The organism is Pedococcus dokdonensis (assembly GCF_900104525.1).
Lineage (GTDB): Bacteria > Actinomycetota > Actinomycetes > Actinomycetales > Dermatophilaceae > Pedococcus > Pedococcus dokdonensis.
Genome location: NZ_LT629711.1, coordinates 1,330,753 through 1,345,048 on the forward strand (window position 1 = coordinate 1,330,753; position 14,296 = coordinate 1,345,048).

Annotated in this window: 14 protein-coding genes; 4 read left to right on the forward strand and 10 right to left on the reverse strand. The window is 72.1% G+C overall.

Features of this window, described 5'->3' with window-relative positions; translation table 11 throughout:
- Nucleotides 1-5 precede the first annotated feature (5 nt).
- The 8 genes from BLQ34_RS06445 to BLQ34_RS06485 all read right to left on the reverse strand — a co-directional run bounded on the left by BLQ34_RS06445 (nucleotide 6) and on the right by BLQ34_RS06485 (nucleotide 8,597).
- Entirely contained in the window at nucleotides 6-698 is a 693-nt protein-coding gene (locus tag BLQ34_RS06445; RefSeq protein WP_091783068.1) for a prepilin peptidase, read from the reverse strand.
- Between the two features lie 46 nt (nucleotides 699-744).
- Entirely contained in the window at nucleotides 745-1,563 is an 819-nt protein-coding gene (locus BLQ34_RS06450; protein ID WP_091783073.1) for a shikimate dehydrogenase, read from the reverse strand.
- Nucleotides 1,556-2,737 (reverse strand): endolytic transglycosylase MltG, encoded by a 1,182-nt coding sequence (mltG, locus tag BLQ34_RS06455; RefSeq protein WP_091783075.1) that lies wholly within the window; start codon nucleotides 2,735-2,737, stop codon nucleotides 1,556-1,558. Before mltG ends, BLQ34_RS06450 begins: the two co-directional genes overlap by 8 nt.
- Nucleotides 2,734-3,249, reverse strand: coding sequence for a Holliday junction resolvase RuvX (gene ruvX, locus BLQ34_RS06460; protein ID WP_091789419.1), 516 nt, complete (start codon nucleotides 3,247-3,249; stop codon nucleotides 2,734-2,736). Before ruvX ends, mltG begins: the two co-directional genes overlap by 4 nt.
- Before the next feature lie 20 nt (nucleotides 3,250-3,269).
- Nucleotides 3,270-5,972: an alanine--tRNA ligase gene (gene alaS, locus BLQ34_RS06465; protein ID WP_091783078.1), complete on the reverse strand. Its 2,703-nt coding sequence runs from the start codon at nucleotides 5,970-5,972 to the stop codon at nucleotides 3,270-3,272.
- 111 nt (nucleotides 5,973-6,083) lie between these two features.
- A complete protein-coding gene (locus BLQ34_RS06470; protein ID WP_157692923.1) occupies nucleotides 6,084-6,389 on the reverse strand; it encodes a DUF6167 family protein in 306 nt (101 codons plus the stop codon).
- A gap of 5 nt (nucleotides 6,390-6,394) precedes the next feature.
- Nucleotides 6,395-6,778: a DUF948 domain-containing protein gene (locus tag BLQ34_RS06475; RefSeq protein ID WP_091783080.1), complete on the reverse strand. Its 384-nt coding sequence runs from the start codon at nucleotides 6,776-6,778 to the stop codon at nucleotides 6,395-6,397.
- 484 nt (nucleotides 6,779-7,262) lie between these two features.
- Nucleotides 7,263-8,597, reverse strand: coding sequence for a replication-associated recombination protein A (locus BLQ34_RS06485; RefSeq protein WP_091783086.1), 1,335 nt, complete (start codon nucleotides 8,595-8,597; stop codon nucleotides 7,263-7,265).
- An 82-nt stretch (nucleotides 8,598-8,679) separates the two neighbouring features.
- On the opposite strand from BLQ34_RS06485, the gene BLQ34_RS06490 reads away from it, so the two are divergent.
- The 3 genes from BLQ34_RS06490 (at nucleotide 8,680) to BLQ34_RS06500 (ending at nucleotide 12,574) form a co-directional block, all read left to right on the forward strand.
- Nucleotides 8,680-10,914: an MMPL family transporter gene (locus BLQ34_RS06490; protein WP_231961477.1), complete on the forward strand. Its 2,235-nt coding sequence runs from the start codon at nucleotides 8,680-8,682 to the stop codon at nucleotides 10,912-10,914.
- Complete coding sequence (locus tag BLQ34_RS06495) at nucleotides 10,911-11,660, forward strand: GNAT family N-acetyltransferase (RefSeq protein ID WP_157692924.1); 750 nt, start codon at nucleotides 10,911-10,913, stop codon at nucleotides 11,658-11,660. Before BLQ34_RS06490 ends, BLQ34_RS06495 begins: the two co-directional genes overlap by 4 nt.
- 86 nt (nucleotides 11,661-11,746) lie before the next feature.
- A complete protein-coding gene (locus tag BLQ34_RS06500; protein ID WP_091783092.1) occupies nucleotides 11,747-12,574 on the forward strand; it encodes an alpha/beta fold hydrolase in 828 nt (275 codons plus the stop codon).
- A gap of 96 nt (nucleotides 12,575-12,670) precedes the next feature.
- On the opposite strand, the gene BLQ34_RS06505 is transcribed toward BLQ34_RS06500, so the two are convergent.
- Nucleotides 12,671-13,102 carry a VOC family protein gene (locus BLQ34_RS06505; protein WP_091783095.1) on the reverse strand — a complete coding sequence of 144 codons (432 nt, stop codon included), beginning with the start codon at nucleotides 13,100-13,102 and terminating at the stop codon, nucleotides 12,671-12,673.
- Between the two features lie 9 nt (nucleotides 13,103-13,111).
- Nucleotides 13,112-13,573: a helix-turn-helix transcriptional regulator gene (locus BLQ34_RS06510; RefSeq protein WP_091783098.1), complete on the reverse strand. Its 462-nt coding sequence runs from the start codon at nucleotides 13,571-13,573 to the stop codon at nucleotides 13,112-13,114.
- Nucleotides 13,574-13,648: 75 nt separating this feature from the next.
- Between BLQ34_RS06510 and BLQ34_RS06515 the strand changes: the two genes are divergently transcribed.
- Complete coding sequence (locus BLQ34_RS06515; RefSeq protein ID WP_091789425.1) at nucleotides 13,649-14,272, forward strand: hypothetical protein; 624 nt, start codon at nucleotides 13,649-13,651, stop codon at nucleotides 14,270-14,272.
- Nucleotides 14,273-14,296: the final 24 nt, after the last annotated feature.

Below are 14,296 nucleotides of genomic sequence, written 5' to 3' on the forward strand. Positions count from 1 at the left end.
TCCGGCTAGGCCACCACGTGGTACTGCACGAGCATGCCGACGAACGCACCGACCAGCATCGACGGGCCGAACGCGATGTGCGAGCGCAGCCCGGCCCGCCGACCGACCAGCAGCACGAGGCCGACCAGACCTCCCACCAGGAAGGCGGCGACGACCGCGACGAAGGCCTGGTAGATGCCGATCCAGCCGACCAGGAACCCGATCAGGCCCGACAGCTTCACGTCACCGAAGCCGAGCGAGCTCGGCGAGACGAAGGCCATCACGAAGTAGACGGCATACATCGCCGCGCCGCAGGCGAGGGCACGGACCAGCGCGCCCCAGTCGCCCAGTCCGACCGTGCCGACGAGCACGAGCACGAGCAGCGCCGGGTAGGCGGGCAGCACCAGCCCGTCGGGCAGCCGGTGCACGTCGGCGTCGATCCAGACCAGGGCCACCGCGAGCCAGGCGAAGAAGAGGAACGCCGGCAGCGCCGACCAGCCCGCGTAGTCACCGATCCGCCAGCCCATCAGCACCCACAACCCGGCCAGCAGCACGGCCGGCCACCACCAGTGCCGAGGCAGGTCTGCGGCCTGGTCCGACTCGATCCGGTAGCCGCCGGTCGCCAGCACCCGCCCGGTGAGGCCGCCGATCACGGCACCGGCCAGCGCGAGCAGCACCAGCACCCAGGGCGCGGTCCCGGCACCCGGGAAGAACTCCATCAGCGCACCGAACCCTTCGTGCGCCGGGTGGCACGCCAGGAGCCGGTCATCGGGCCAAGGCCTGTCGTCCCGCGGCATACATCGCCTGCACGGGCGGCTGTTCGCCGGTGAACAGCCGGAACTGCTCGGCCGCCTGGTAGACGAGCATGTCGAGGCCCGAGACCACGTCCATCCCGGCCTTGGCAGCGGCCGTGGCGAGCGGGGTCGGCCAGTCGGCGTAGACGACATCCATGAGCGTGCCCCTGCGCCGCTTCTGGCCCAGCCCCCGGGCCGCGAGCTCACCGGCGGCCGGCGGCAGGGTGCTGACCACCAGCCCACCCTGGTGGGCCGACCCCCACGACGCGAGCGGCACCAGGTCGACGGCGAGCCCGGCGTGCACGGCGAGCCGCAGGGTCTCCGGACGTGCCTCGCCGCGCAGGGCCAGCCGGATCCGGCGGACCCCGATCGAGCCCAGTGCCAGCAGGGCCGAGCGAGCGGTCGCGCCTCCCCCGAGCAGGGTGGCGCTGCCGTCGTGCCCGACGTCGGCGAGCGCCGCCTCGAGCCCGCGGACGTCGGTGTTGTGGGCGTCCCAGCCGCCGTCCGTGCGCCGCACCAGCGTGTTCACCGAACCGGTCACCCGCGCGGTCTCGGTCACGGTCGTGGCGACGGTGAAGGCCGCCTCCTTCAGCGGCATGGTGAGGCTCAGCCCCCGCCAGCTCGCGTCCAACCCGGCCACCCACGGGGCCAGCTCACCCTCGCGCAGCTCGTGCGCGTCATACCGCCAGCTGGTCAGTCCGAGAGCGCGGTAGCCCGCCGTGTGCAGCACCGGTGACAGCGAGTGCGCCACCGGGAACCCCAGGACCGCCGCTCGCCGCCGGTCAGCCACCGCCCTCGCACTTCGGCTTGTTGGCGTCGCACCACGCCTGGCGCTGGGCGTTGTTGCGGTCGTGCTCGGCCTGGGTGGCCGCGAACAACGTCTCGCCGGTGTCGTAGTTCACCGTGACGAAGTAGAACCACGGCCCCTCGGTGGGGTTGGCCGCCGCCTCGATCGCCGCCGCGCCGGGGCTGCTGATCGGGCCGGGCGGCAGGCCCTTGTGCGCGTAGGTGTCGTAGGGGTTCGACTTGGCCGAGTCGTACTCGGTCTTGGTGAGGTTGCCGCGCTTCTGCAGGGCGAAGTTGACCGTCGAGTCCATCTGGAGCAACCCCACGGTGGGACCGTTGGGGTCGTCGAGCCGGTTCTCGACCACCCGGGCCACCTTGCCCCGGTCGGCGACCCCGGCCTCGCCCTCCACGATCGAGGCCACGATCAACGTCTTCTGGTAGTCGGCCTCGTCGACGCCGGCCTTCTCCAGCTCGTCGAGCGCCTTGGCGACCATGATCTTGAGCTGCTGCGTGGCGGTCGCCTTGACCGGGAACTCGTAGGTGGACGGGAAGAGGTAGCCCTCGACATTGCCCTTCGCACCGGCCGGCAGTCCGATGGCCTCGGCGTCCTTGGCTGCCTTGGTGTACTCGGCGACCGGCACGCCCGTCCCCTTGGACAGGGCCGCGAACACCTCGCTCTTCCAGAGCCCCTCACGGACGGTCACGCGCGGGACGCTGCGGTTCTTGGGGTCGAGCAGGATGGCGAGGGCTCCCGCGCCGGTCATCTGCTTCTTCATGGTGTAGGTGCCCGGCTGGATCCCGGCCGCCCGCGAGTCCGCGGCCGCGGCGTCGAGGTAGGCACTGGAGCTCTTCACGACGCCGGCCTTCTCGAGGGTGCGGCCGATGGCGCTGCCCGTGTCGCCGTCGTTGACGACGATCTGCACCTCACCGGTGCCCGGCCCCGGGTAGTCGTCGCTCTCCAGGAAGCCGTCGACGACCGGTCGCAGCACCGTGTATGCCGCGAAGGCCGCCAGGGCGACGACCGCCAGGGCCACGAACAGGCAGCCCGACCGGCGCCCCCTGCGCTTCGCGGGACGGGTGGTGCGACGCCGCTCCGCCCGGGTGCGCGCCTGCGGCTGGCCCTCGCGCGCGTCCTCGTGCCCCCCGAAGATCGAGTGCTCCAGGTGGGGGTCGGTCATCGGCGCCTGTCCTTCGTCCGGGGCTTGCGCCCGCCAGTCCTGACCAGCTCGCCGGGCGGTCGCCCGGAACTGCGCTCCGCGTCGAGCGCGGTCTGCAGGATGAGGACTGCAGCCGCCTGGTCGACCACCGAACGCTGCCGACGGCCCTCGACCCCGCTCGCACGGAGGTTGCGGTGGGCATCGACCGTCGTGAGCCGCTCGTCGACCAGACGGACGGGCACGGGGGCGATGCGCTCCGACAGCCGCCCAGCATACGTGCGGGCAGCCTCGGCGGCGGCACCTTCGTCACCAGCAAGTGTCCTCGGCAGCCCGACCACGACCTCCACGGCCTCCAGCTCGGCGACCACGGCCGCGATCTCGTCGAGGTCGGTGGGGTGGGGCGCCGTCGGGTCCGCGTCGCGGGACACGGTGACCACGGGAGTGGCCAGCAGCGCGGCCGGGTCGCTGGCCGCGACCCCCACCCGCACGCTGCCGACGTCGATGCCCACCCGCCGTCCGGGGCGGGTGGGCATCGAGGCGGAGGTGGGCTGGTTCACCCAGCGCCCTGGGTGGCGGCCTGGACGGCGCGGTCGACCTGGCCGAGGGCCTCACCGGTGCGGGTGGCGTCGGTGCCACCGCCCTGCGCGAGGTCGTCCTTGCCACCGCCACCACCACCGAGGGCCTGGGCTGCGACGCGCACCAGGGCGCCGGCCTTGATCCCCCGGTCGCGCGCTCCCGGGTTGGTCGCGACGACGATGGCGGGACGGCCGCCGGAGACACCGGTCAGGGCGACCACCGAGGGTGCGGCGTCACCCAACCGGTTGCGCAGGTCGAGCACCATGGTGCGCAGGTCGTCGGCACTGGTGCCCTCGCCGGCGTCGTGCGTGAGGACACGGACGCCATCGACCTCGCGGGCGTAGTCGACCAGCTTGCCGGTCGCCGCCTGCACCTGCTCGCGGCGCAGCTTCTCGAGCTCGCGCTCGGCGTCGCGCACGCGGGCCACCAGGCCGGCGACGCGGTCCTTGAGCTCGCCGGGCTGCACCTTGACGATGTCGGTGAGCTCGGCGACCAGCGCCCGCTCCTTGGCGAGGTAGTGCAGCGCCTCCATGCCGACGAAGGCCTCGAGACGACGCACCCCTGAGCCCACCGAGGACTCGCCGGTGACGGTGAGCGCACCGATCTGGCTCGAGTGCCCCACGTGCGTGCCACCGCAGAGCTCGCGCGACCAGGGGCCACCGATCTCGATGACGCGGACCTGCTCGTCATAGGTCTCACCGAACAGCGCGAGCGCGCCGAAGTCGCGTGCCTCGGGCAGCGTCATGTACTGCGCGGACACCGGCAGGTCCTGGCGCACGGCGAGGTTGGCGACCTCCTCGATCTCACTGCGCGTCTCGGGCGACAGCGACTGGCCCCAGGCGAAGTCGAGGCGCAGGTAGCCGGGCTTGTTGTAGGAACCGGACTGCAGGGCCGTGGGGCCGAGCACCTGACGCAGCGCCGCGTGCACGACGTGCGTGCCCGAGTGCGCCTGGCAGGCCGAGATGCGCCAGTCGGCGTCGACCTCCGCGGACACGTCCTGGCCCACCCGGAGCGGGCCGGAGAGCACCTCGACGGTGTGTGCCACCAGGCCCTTCACGGGGCGCTGGACGTCGGTCACCCGGAGGCGGGCACCGTCGGAGGTGATGACGCCCTCGTCGGCGATCTGGCCACCGGACTCGGCGTAGAACGGGGTCCGGTCCAGCACCACCTGGCCGCGCTGGCCGGGCTCGAGCTCCTCGACCGGGTTGCCGTCGACGACGAGGCCGACGACCTTCGCCTCGGAGGTCAGCTCCTGGTAGGCGCGCCAGTCGGTCGCCCCGAGCGCACGCAGGTCCTTCCAGACCTCGGTGTTCGCGTGCCCGCCCTTCTTGGCCTTCGCATCGGCCTTGGCGCGGTCCCGCTGCTCCTGCATGAGCCGGGTGAAGCCCTCGCGGTCGACCTCCAGCCCCTGCTCGGACGCCATCTCGAGGGTGAGGTCGATCGGGAAGCCGTAGGTGTCGTGCAACGCGAAGGCCTGGTCGCCCGCCAGCGTGGTGCCGCCCGACGACTTGGTCCGCGCCACGGCGGTGTCGAGGATGGTGGTCCCCGAGGCGAGGGTGCGACGGAACGCTTCCTCCTCGGCGTACGCGATCTGCGAGATGCGGTCGAAGCCCGACTCCAGCTCGGGGTAGGACTGCTTCATCCGCTCGACCGACACCGGCAGCAGCAGCGGCAGGCTGGGCTCGTCGAAGCCGAGCAGCCGCATCGAGCGCACCGCGCGGCGCAGCATGCGGCGCAGGACGTAGCCGCGACCCTCGTTGCCGGGGGTGACGCCGTCGCCGATCAGCATCAGGCTGGAGCGCACGTGGTCGGCCACGACCCGCAGCCGCACGTCGTCGGGGTGCGACTCGCTGGCCGCGTGGCCCGAGTGCGCGCCGTACTTCTTGCCGGTCAGCTCGGCGGCCCGGTCCAGCACCGGGTAGACCTCGTCGATCTCGTAGAGGTTGTCGACGCCCTGGAGCAGGGTGGCCATCCGCTCGAGGCCCATGCCGGTGTCGATGTTCTTCTTGGGCAGCTCGGCGGCGATGTCGAAGTCGTCCTTGGCCCGGACCGCCGACAGCTCGTACTGCATGAAGACGAGGTTCCAGAACTCGAGGTAGCGGTCCTCGTCGACCGCCGGGCCACCCTCGCGGCCGTACTCGGGTCCGCGGTCGAGGTAGAGCTCGCTGCACGGTCCGCCGGGACCCGGGACGCCCATGTGCCAGTAGTTGTCGAGCTTGCCGCGGCGGGTGATCCGCTCCGCGGGGATGCCGATCATCCGGTGCCACAGGTCGTAGGCCTCGTCGTCGTCCTCGTAGACGGTCGGCCAGATCTTGTCGGCGTCGAGGCCGTAGCCACCCTGGTCCTGCGACGTGGTGATGAGCTCCCACGCGAACTGGATGGCGCCTTCCTTGAAGTAGTCGCCGAACGAGAAGTTGCCGTTCATCTGGAAGAACGTGCCGTGCCGGGAGGTCTTGCCGACCTCCTCGATGTCACCGGTGCGCACGCACTTCTGCACGGAGGTGGCACGGTCCCACTGGGGAGCCTGCTGGCCGAGGAAGTACGGCTTGAACGGCACCATGCCGGCGTTGACGAACAGCAGGTTGGGGTCGTCGTACACCAGCGGTGACGACGGGACGATCGTGTGGCCCTTGCTCTCGTAGAAGGAGAGAAAGCGGCGCCTGATCTCGGCGGTTTCCATGAAGTACTCAGTCCTTAGGCGCGTGCCTGGCCACCGACGGGCCGGCACGACGAATCGTACGGGCAAACAACGGGCGGGTACCGGGGCGGCGACGCGGGTGCGCCGGCGCCCCTACCGAGCTCGCGGGCCTGTGGGGTCGTCGAGCAGGGCCCGGGCCGAGGCCGCGTCGAGCCGGGCCGCGCTGGCCTCGGGGTCGTCGGCGGTGCCCGCGTCGATGCCGAGGGCGAGCCGCAGCTCCCCCTCGCGCTCGGCCATGCCCTCGCGGACCGCCGCGGCGAGCTCGCGCAGGCCCTCGCCGAAGTCGGACAGCCCGTGCGCGACCCCGGCCGGGGTGTAGGCCTCCGCGGCCTTGCTGACCTTGCGCACGGCATACACACCGGCTGCGGCGCCCAGCGCCACCCAGAAGAGACGTGCCACCGCGATCAGCCCCTGCGGCGGCGACGGCCGCCCGCGCTCTTGGTGCCGCTCGCGCTGAGCGCAGAGCGGACGCCGTAGGTGAAGGCCGCGACCTTGACGACCGGCGAGCCGAGGGTGGCCGCGAACAGCGAGGTCAGCGCACTCGCGTTGGTGGTCATCGCCGACACGTTGGTGGTGATGCCGTCGACCCGCGCGAGCTGCTCGTTGGTGAGGCTGACGGTGTCGGTGAGCTTGAGCAGCGTCGGCTGGACGTTCTCGGTGGTGCTGCGCAGGCTGACCCTCGTCTCGTCGAGGATCTTGCCGGCCTTGCCGATGACGCTCCCCAGCCGGAACACGAGGAACGCGAAGGCCAGCGCCGCGATCATGCCCGCGATGTCGCCCAAGCTCACTGAATCCATGCGGGCACCCTACCCCGCTGCCGACGGGGCGCCCCACGGAGTTCCGACGTGTACCGGGCGGTTGCGGTGCGCACTGACGCAGGTCAGGGGCTGCGCGGACCGCCGACTGCACGTCACACGTCCGGCGAGGTCGTCAGGCTGGCCCGGGGTCGGTACGCGCTCCCCCAGCTGGGATCGCACCTGCGCGCGGCGCACCGGCATTCCGCGGTCCTCTCCCACCTCAGCGCGGCGGTGGCCCACGGCTGGGCCGTGAAGTGGCCGCCCGACCAGCCCTGGCTCACCGTCCCGCGCAACCGCAAGATGGACGCTCGTGCCCGCGCCGGCCTGCAGGTCGCCTATCGGAACCTGAGCCCACGCGAGCGCAGGCGGGGCGTGACCGGACACGTGCGGACCGTGCTCGACTGCGCGCTGAAGCTCCCGTTCGACGAGGCCCTGTGCCTCGCGTGCTTTGCACGTCATTGCGCCGCACCGAGGTTCAGCTGCGGCGGATGCGGGCCTTGAGCCACTCCCAGCGCGGACCGAGCCGCTCCTCGAAGCCGCGGTCGGTCGGCCGGTAGTAGTCCGTCCTGCCCTGGAGGTCGTCGGGCAGGTAGTCCTGCTGCGCCACCCCGTCGGCCTGGTCGTGCGCGTAGACGTAGCCGTCGCCGTGCCCGAGCCGGGTCGCCCCGGCATACCCGCTGCCGCGCAGGTGCGGGGGCACCAGGCCACCCTTGCCCGCTCGCACGTCGGCGATCGCCTCGTTGATGCCGACGTACGCGGCGTTGCTCTTGGGTGCCAGCGCGTTGTGCACGACGGCCTGCGCGAGGATGATCCGCGCCTCCGGCATGCCGATCTGGGCGACGGCATGCATCGCCGCCACCGCGGTCTGGAGCGCCGTCGGGTCGCCCATGCCGACGTCTTCGCTGGCCGAGATGACGATCCGGCGCGCGATGAACCGTGGGTCCTCCCCCGCCTCGAGCATCCGGGCGAGGTAGTGCAGTGCGGCGTCGACGTCGGACCCCCGCATCGACTTGATCAGCGCCGAGGCCACGTCGTAGTGCTGGTCGCCGGTGCGGTCGTAGCGCACGCTCGCGAACGCGACCGCCTGCTCGGTGTGCGCGAGCGTGATCTCCACGGGCCCCTCGTGGGAGGACCCCGCCGGTATGCCGTCCTGCGCCACTCCCGCGGCCGCCTCCAGTGAGGTGAGCGCTCGCCGCGCGTCACCGCCGGCGATCCGCACGAGGTGGTCGGTGGCGTCGTCGGCCAGGACGTAGTCGCCGGCCAGCCCGCGCTCGTCCGTCACCGCGGATGCGAGCACGTCGCGCACCTCGTCGTCCGAGAGCGGGCCGAGCGTCACCAGCATCGAGCGGGAGAGCAGCGGGGCGATGATCGAGAACGACGGGTTCTCGGTGGTCGCCGCCACGAGGATCACCTGCCGGGTCTCGACGCCGGGCAGCAGGGCGTCCTGCTGGGCCTTGGTGAACCGGTGGATCTCGTCGAGGAAGAGCACTGTCTGGCGGTCGTACATGTCACGCTCGCGCGCCGCCTGGTCCATTACCGCACGGACGTCCTTCACGCCCGCGGTGACCGCCGACAGCTCGACGAACCGTCGGTCGGCGGCCGTGGCGACGAGGTGCGCCAGGGTCGTCTTGCCCGTGCCGGGCGGGCCCCAGATGATCGCGCTCAGCGGGCCGGCCGAACCGCCGGACCCCTCGATCAGCCGCCGCAGCGGGCTCCCGGGGCGCAGCACGTCGGACTGGCCGCGGACCTCGTCCAGCGAGCGCGGACGCATCCGCACGGCGAGCGGCGGCAGGGACGCGCCCGATGGCATGCCGTCGCCGTCCTGGGCAGCCGCCGCTGCACCGAACAGGTCAGGGTCAGGACCGGATGCCACGGGTGGCAGGCTATCCCTCGTGCCCGACGCCCTGGACCCCGACGCCCCGGACCCCGACGCCTCGCACCCGGACCGGTCGCGGTCCGCACTCAGCCGTCTCGGCGCCGGGCTGGGTCACCACCCCGGTCGGGTGGTGGTCACCTGGGTGCTGCTGGTGCTGCTCGGCTTCGCCGCGGCCAGCGGGGCGTTCGGCAACGAGCGGCTGTTCGACCGGCTCAGCACCGGCGAGCCCACCGTGCCCGGTGAGAACGAGACCGGCCGCGACCTGATCGCCGACGCCGGCAGCTCGGGCTTCCAGACGATCACCGTCCGCGTCGACGGTGTGCAGGTCGCCAGCCCAGCCGTGGCGGCCGCCGCTCGAGAAGCCGCCCAGCAGGTCGGTGCCCTCCCGGGCGTGACCCAGGTCGCCTCGCCGTTCGTCGTCCCCGGCGGGCTCGAGTCGCCGGCCGCCACCACGATGCTCAAGGGCGGTTCGGCCGGCTCCGACGGCTACGTCACGGTCGCCACGGTCGGCGACCTCCCCGACGACGCGGCGTACCACGCGCTGGAGGACCGGGTGACCGACACCGTGCGGGCGGCCACGGCCGGCAGCGGTGCCACCGTGACGGCCGGAGGGGTGCGCGACCTCGTCGACGCGATCACCGGCCAGCTCGAGGTCGACCTGCGCACCGGTGAGGGCATCGCCCTGCCGGTCAGCTTCATCGTCATGGTGATCGTGTTCGGGGGATTCATCGCGGCCGGGATGCCCATCGCCGGAGCCATCGCGTCGATCGCGGGGGCGCTCGCCTCGCTGCTCGGCTTCTCCTACCTCATCGACCTCGACACCACCGCCGTCAACGTCGTCACGGTGCTCGGCCTCGGCCTCTGCATCGACTACGGGCTGCTGGTCGTCAGCCGGTTCCGCGAGGAGCTGCGGTCACGGGCGGCGGGGATGCCGGTCGCGCAGATCCCGCGCGAGATGGTCGTGGACGCCACCGCCCGCACCGTCGACTCGGCCGGCCGCACCGTCGTCTTCTCCGGGCTCACCGTCGCCATCTCGCTCGGTGGCCTGCTGGTCTTCCAGTCACCACTGATGAAGGGCATCGGCGCCGCCGGGGTCTCGGTCGTCGTGATCGCGGTGCTGGTCGCGCTCACCCTGGTGCCCGCCCTCTGTGTGCTCGGCGCGCGCCGGCTGCTGCGCAAGGGCACCGAGTCGGCCCCGGAGCACGGCGTCTTCTCACGGCTCGCCCAGTGGGTGCACCGCTTCCCGATCCCGATCATCGCCGTCGTCGCGTCGGCCCTGCTGGCCCTGGCCGCTCCCGCCCTCGACCTGCGGCTCACGTCGTCCGGCGCCCAGCTGCTGCCGGTCTCCGCCCCCGAGCGGGTCTTCTTCGACGGCTTGGCCAAGGACTACCCCGTGCTCGGCGGAGCCGACGTGACCGTGGTCGCCGAGGCGCCGCTCGAGCAGGCCCAACGGTATGCCGCGGACCTGCGGCTCCCGCAGGGGTCCCGGGTGCTCGACGTGAAGACCCTGCAGGGCTCCGAGAGCATGGTGCGGATCGACGTGCCCGGTGGTCCCCTCGAGCAGCCGGCCAGGGACGTGGTCGACCAGCTCCGCCACGAGCGACCGGCCTTCCAGACCTACGTCGTCGGGCAGGCCTCCGGGCTCAAGGACTTCACCGACTCGATGTGGGAGCGCGCGCCCTACGCCTTCGCCCTGGTCGCGCTGGCCACCCTGGTGCTGCTGTTCCTCATGACCGGCTCGGTGGTCATCCCGGTCAAGGCGCTGCTGCTCAACGTCGTCTCGCTGGGGGCGTCCCTCGGCATCGTCGTGCTGGTCTTCCAGAAGGGACACCTCGAGGGTCTGCTCGGGTTCGACTCCGTCGGGGCGGTCGAGTCCACGATCCCGTTGCTGGTGCTCGCCTTCGGGTTCGGGCTCTCGATGGACTACGAGGTCTTCCTGCTCTCGCGGATCGTCGAGCTGCACGAGCGGGGCTACTCCAACGACGACGCGGTGGTGGTCGGTCTGCAACGCTCGGGCCGGATCATCACCTCGGCCGCGCTGCTCGTGGTCATCGTGTTCTCGGGGTTCGTCGCCGGCCAGCTCCTCATCATCAAGCAGACCGGCGTCGGCCTGGCGACCGCGGTGGCCCTCGACGCGACCCTGGTCCGCATGCTGCTCGTCCCGGCCACGATGACACTGCTCGGCGACTGGAACTGGTGGGCGCCGCGGCGGTTGCGCGGTCTGCACGCCCGGTTCGGGATCACCGAGTGACGGGCCTGCGCGTCGTCCACACGCACGAAGAGGCGCTGGTCGCCAGCGAGGGCAGCAGCTTCGTCCGGTTCGACGTGCCCGCGCCCCTCGACGGTGAGGGGTTCAGCCTCGGCCGGGCGCTGGCCCTCCCCCGGCGCACGCACACGCGACGCCTCGGCCTGCTCGTCCTGGGGCCGCCCGATCACGTCGACCAGCTGCTCGCCGCGGTGCTCGCCCGCGGCCCGCTCGACCCCGAGATCCGTTCCGTCACCGTGCAGCGTGGCTCGCTCGACCCGGTCGCGCGACACCTGCCACTCGGCGAGGGCAACGACTGGGAGTGGCTCTGCACGACCGCGTCGCCGCCGGAGGTGGCGGCCGAGTCGCGTCTGCTGCCGCTCGACGGAAGCCACCAGCGCGAGATCGCGAACCTGCTTGCCGAAGCCAACCCGGGCACGGACGCGCGGCCGTTCGAGCACCCCGGCCAGGACTGGGTCGGGGTCCGCGACGAGGGTGACCGCCTGGTGGCCTGCGGGGTGCGCGAGCGCAGTCTGGCCGGCCACCCGATCCTGTCCGGGATCACCGTCGACGCCGCCCACCGGGGGCGCGGGCTGGGTCTGGCCGTCACGGCATACCTGACTCGTCGGGCGGTCGCCGAGGCCGGCGTGTGCACGCTCGGGATGTACTCCCACAACGCCGTCGCGCGGCGGCTCTACGTCGGGCTGGGCTACGGCGACGTGCACGAGTGGTCCAGCCGGCGGTTCAGCTAGCCGCGGCACGCTGGTTCGGCGTGCGCGGGCGGGGCACCTCTGCCTACATTCGTGCTGACCCCGCACCCCCTGGCGAGAGGACTGACATGCCCACCCTGACCAACGGCGACGTCGAGATCCACTACGAGGACAGCGGTGGCTCCGGCCGGCCGGTCGTGCTCGTCCACGGCTGGCCGCTGAGCGGCGCCTCCTGGAACCTGGTCGCCCCGGTCGTGGAGGAGGCCGGTTACCGGGTGGTCACCTACGACCGCCGCGGCTTCGGCGAGTCCGACAAGCCGGGTGAGGCTTCCCGGTACGACTACGACACGCTCACGACCGACCTCGACGCCCTGCTCCGCGAGCTGGACCTCACCGACGTGACCATCGCAGGCTTCTCGATGGGTGGTGGCGAGGTCGCCCGCTACGTCGGAACGCACGGGCAGGACCGGGTGCACAGCCTGGTCTTCGCCGGCGCGATCCCGCCCTTCCTCCTCAAGGACGAGGACGAGAACCCCGACGGTGGCCTCGACCGGGAGACCGCCGCGGGCTTCCAGCAGGCCCTCAGCGCCGACCGCGAGGGCTTCCTCGACGGGTTCATGACCAACTTCTTCTCCGCCGGGGGCGAGCTCAAGGTGACCGAGGAGCAGCGCCAGGAGGCGCTGGGCCTGGCCGCCCAGGCCGACCTGCACGCCGCGGTCTCGTGCATCCAGTCGTGGCTCACCGACTTCCGCGCCGACCTGGCCGCGATCACGGTGCCGACCCTCGTCATCCACGGCGACTCCGACGGGATCGTGCCGTTCGAGGTCTCCGGGAAGCGGACCCACGAGCAGGTCGACGGCAGCGAGCTCGTGGTGATCGAGGGAGGGCCGCACGGCATCGCCACCAGCCACCCGGACGAGTTCAACGCCGCCCTGATCGCCTTCCTGGCGAAGTAGCCACCCGCGCGATGGCGACGTCGATCCGTGCCCTCAGTGGCACGGATCGACGTCAGTCCGCGGTCCAGCTGCGCCGTCGGTGACGCGGTGGACGGCCTACTGCCGGAAGTCGTCCGGCGAGTACGGGCTGGGCTCGACGAGCACCAGCCAGTTGCCGGAGTTGTCGCGGCACAGCGCCTCGGTGCCGTAGGGCCGTGCCGAGGGCTCCTGGATGAACTCGACGCCCTTGGCCTTCAGCTCCTCGTAGGTCTTCTGGCAGTCGTCCACGGTGAGCCCGAGGCCGTTCATGCCGCCCTCGTCCTGCGAGCGCTTGATGGCCTCGACCATCTCCGGCGCCAGCGGCGGGCCGGGGAGGGCCAGGTTGACGTTCAGCTCGGGCTGGTTGGGGTGCACGACGGTGAGCCACCGGTAGCCCTCGCCGAGGGTGATGTCGTCCTTCTCCTCGAACCCGAGGACGTCGATGTACCAACGCTTTGCGGCGTCCTGGTCCTTGACGAAGACGCTGACGATGCTGATGTTCGTGATCATGCGACGAGGTTAGGAGGCACCGGCCGTCGGCTGCTTCTCCTCGATTGCGGAGCCCGCGCCGGCCCTCTCGGCCAGGCCCCACATGAAGACGAAGCAGCCGGGGATGTGCGGCGCCCCGGCGGCATACCGGCGCTGGAAGTCGCTGGGGCTCTCGCCGACCACCTCCCGGAACCGGCTGCTGAAGGAGCCGAGGCTGGAGAAGCCCACGGCGTGGCACACCTCGGTCACGGTGAGGTTGGTGGCGCGCAGCAGGTCCTGGGCTCGCTCGATCCGGCGCTGCGAGAGGTACTCGCCCGGCGTGTGGCCGTAGGTGGCCTTGAACAGGCGCAGGAAGTGGTACTTGCTCAGCCCCGCCACGTCAGCCAGCGCGGCGACGTCCAGGGCGTCGGCGTAGTGGCGGTCGGCGTGGTCCCGCGCGCGACGCAGGTGCACCAGCACGTCACCCGGCGCCCGCAGCTCGTTGTCACCCACCCTCGCATTCTGGTCCACCCGACCGGGCCCGCAGCGCGGGACCCGTCGTCAGTGGCCGGTCCTACGGTGGGGCTCGTGACCAGCTCCCCTCGCCGCAACCGCGTCACACCGACAGGCGACATCGTCGCCATCCCCTTGCGCGGTGCCTGGCTCGGCAACCGCGGCATCCTGCACGCCGACGGTGAGATCGTCCGCCACCACGCCAGCGACCTCTGGATCACCTGCGCCCTCGAGTTCCGGGACTGGCGCCTGCCGCAGTGGCAACCCCACCACTTCACGGTCCTCTTCTTCCACGACGAAGCCGTGTCGCTGGCGGCCGGACACCGACCTTGTGCCCTGTGTCGACGCGGCGACTACAACGCCTTCCGCACCGCGCTGGCCGCCGGCACCGGCGAGGACCCGCTCAGTGCCGCGCAGCTCAACCGTCGGCTCCACGCAGAGCGCATCGTCCGCGGCACGCACCGGCGCCGGCTCCACGACGAAGGCTGGGCAGACCTGCCCCCGGGCACTTTCGTCATCCACGACGACGCGCCCGCCGTCGTCGTCGCCGACGCCGTGGTGCCATGGACCACCGCGGGCTACGGCAGGCGCCGCAGCCGTCCGTCGCACGGGCTCGCGCAGACCCTCACGCCACCGAGCACCATCGCCGCCCTCCGCGCCGGCTACCGACCCCAGATCGACGCGACCGCGCAGCCGTGAGCCCTCCGCGCGGACCTGCTGGCC

Coding starts and splice junctions, on each gene's coding strand:
- BLQ34_RS06445 (WP_091783068.1), bottom strand. CDS start 698: ATGGAGTTCTTCCCGGGTGCCGGGACCGCGCCCTGGGTGCTGGTGCTG.
- mltG (WP_091783075.1), bottom strand. CDS start 2,737: ATGACCGACCCCCACCTGGAGCACTCGATCTTCGGGGGGCACGAGGAC.
- ruvX (WP_091789419.1), bottom strand. CDS start 3,249: ATGCCCACCCGCCCCGGACGGCGGGTGGGCATCGACGTCGGCAGCGTG.
- alaS (WP_091783078.1), bottom strand. CDS start 5,972: ATGGAAACCGCCGAGATCAGGCGCCGCTTTCTCTCCTTCTACGAGAGC.
- BLQ34_RS06485 (WP_091783086.1), bottom strand. CDS start 8,597: ATGCCATCGGGCGCGTCCCTGCCGCCGCTCGCCGTGCGGATGCGTCCG.
- BLQ34_RS06500 (WP_091783092.1), top strand. CDS start 11,747: ATGCCCACCCTGACCAACGGCGACGTCGAGATCCACTACGAGGACAGC.
- BLQ34_RS06505 (WP_091783095.1), bottom strand. CDS start 13,102: ATGATCACGAACATCAGCATCGTCAGCGTCTTCGTCAAGGACCAGGAC.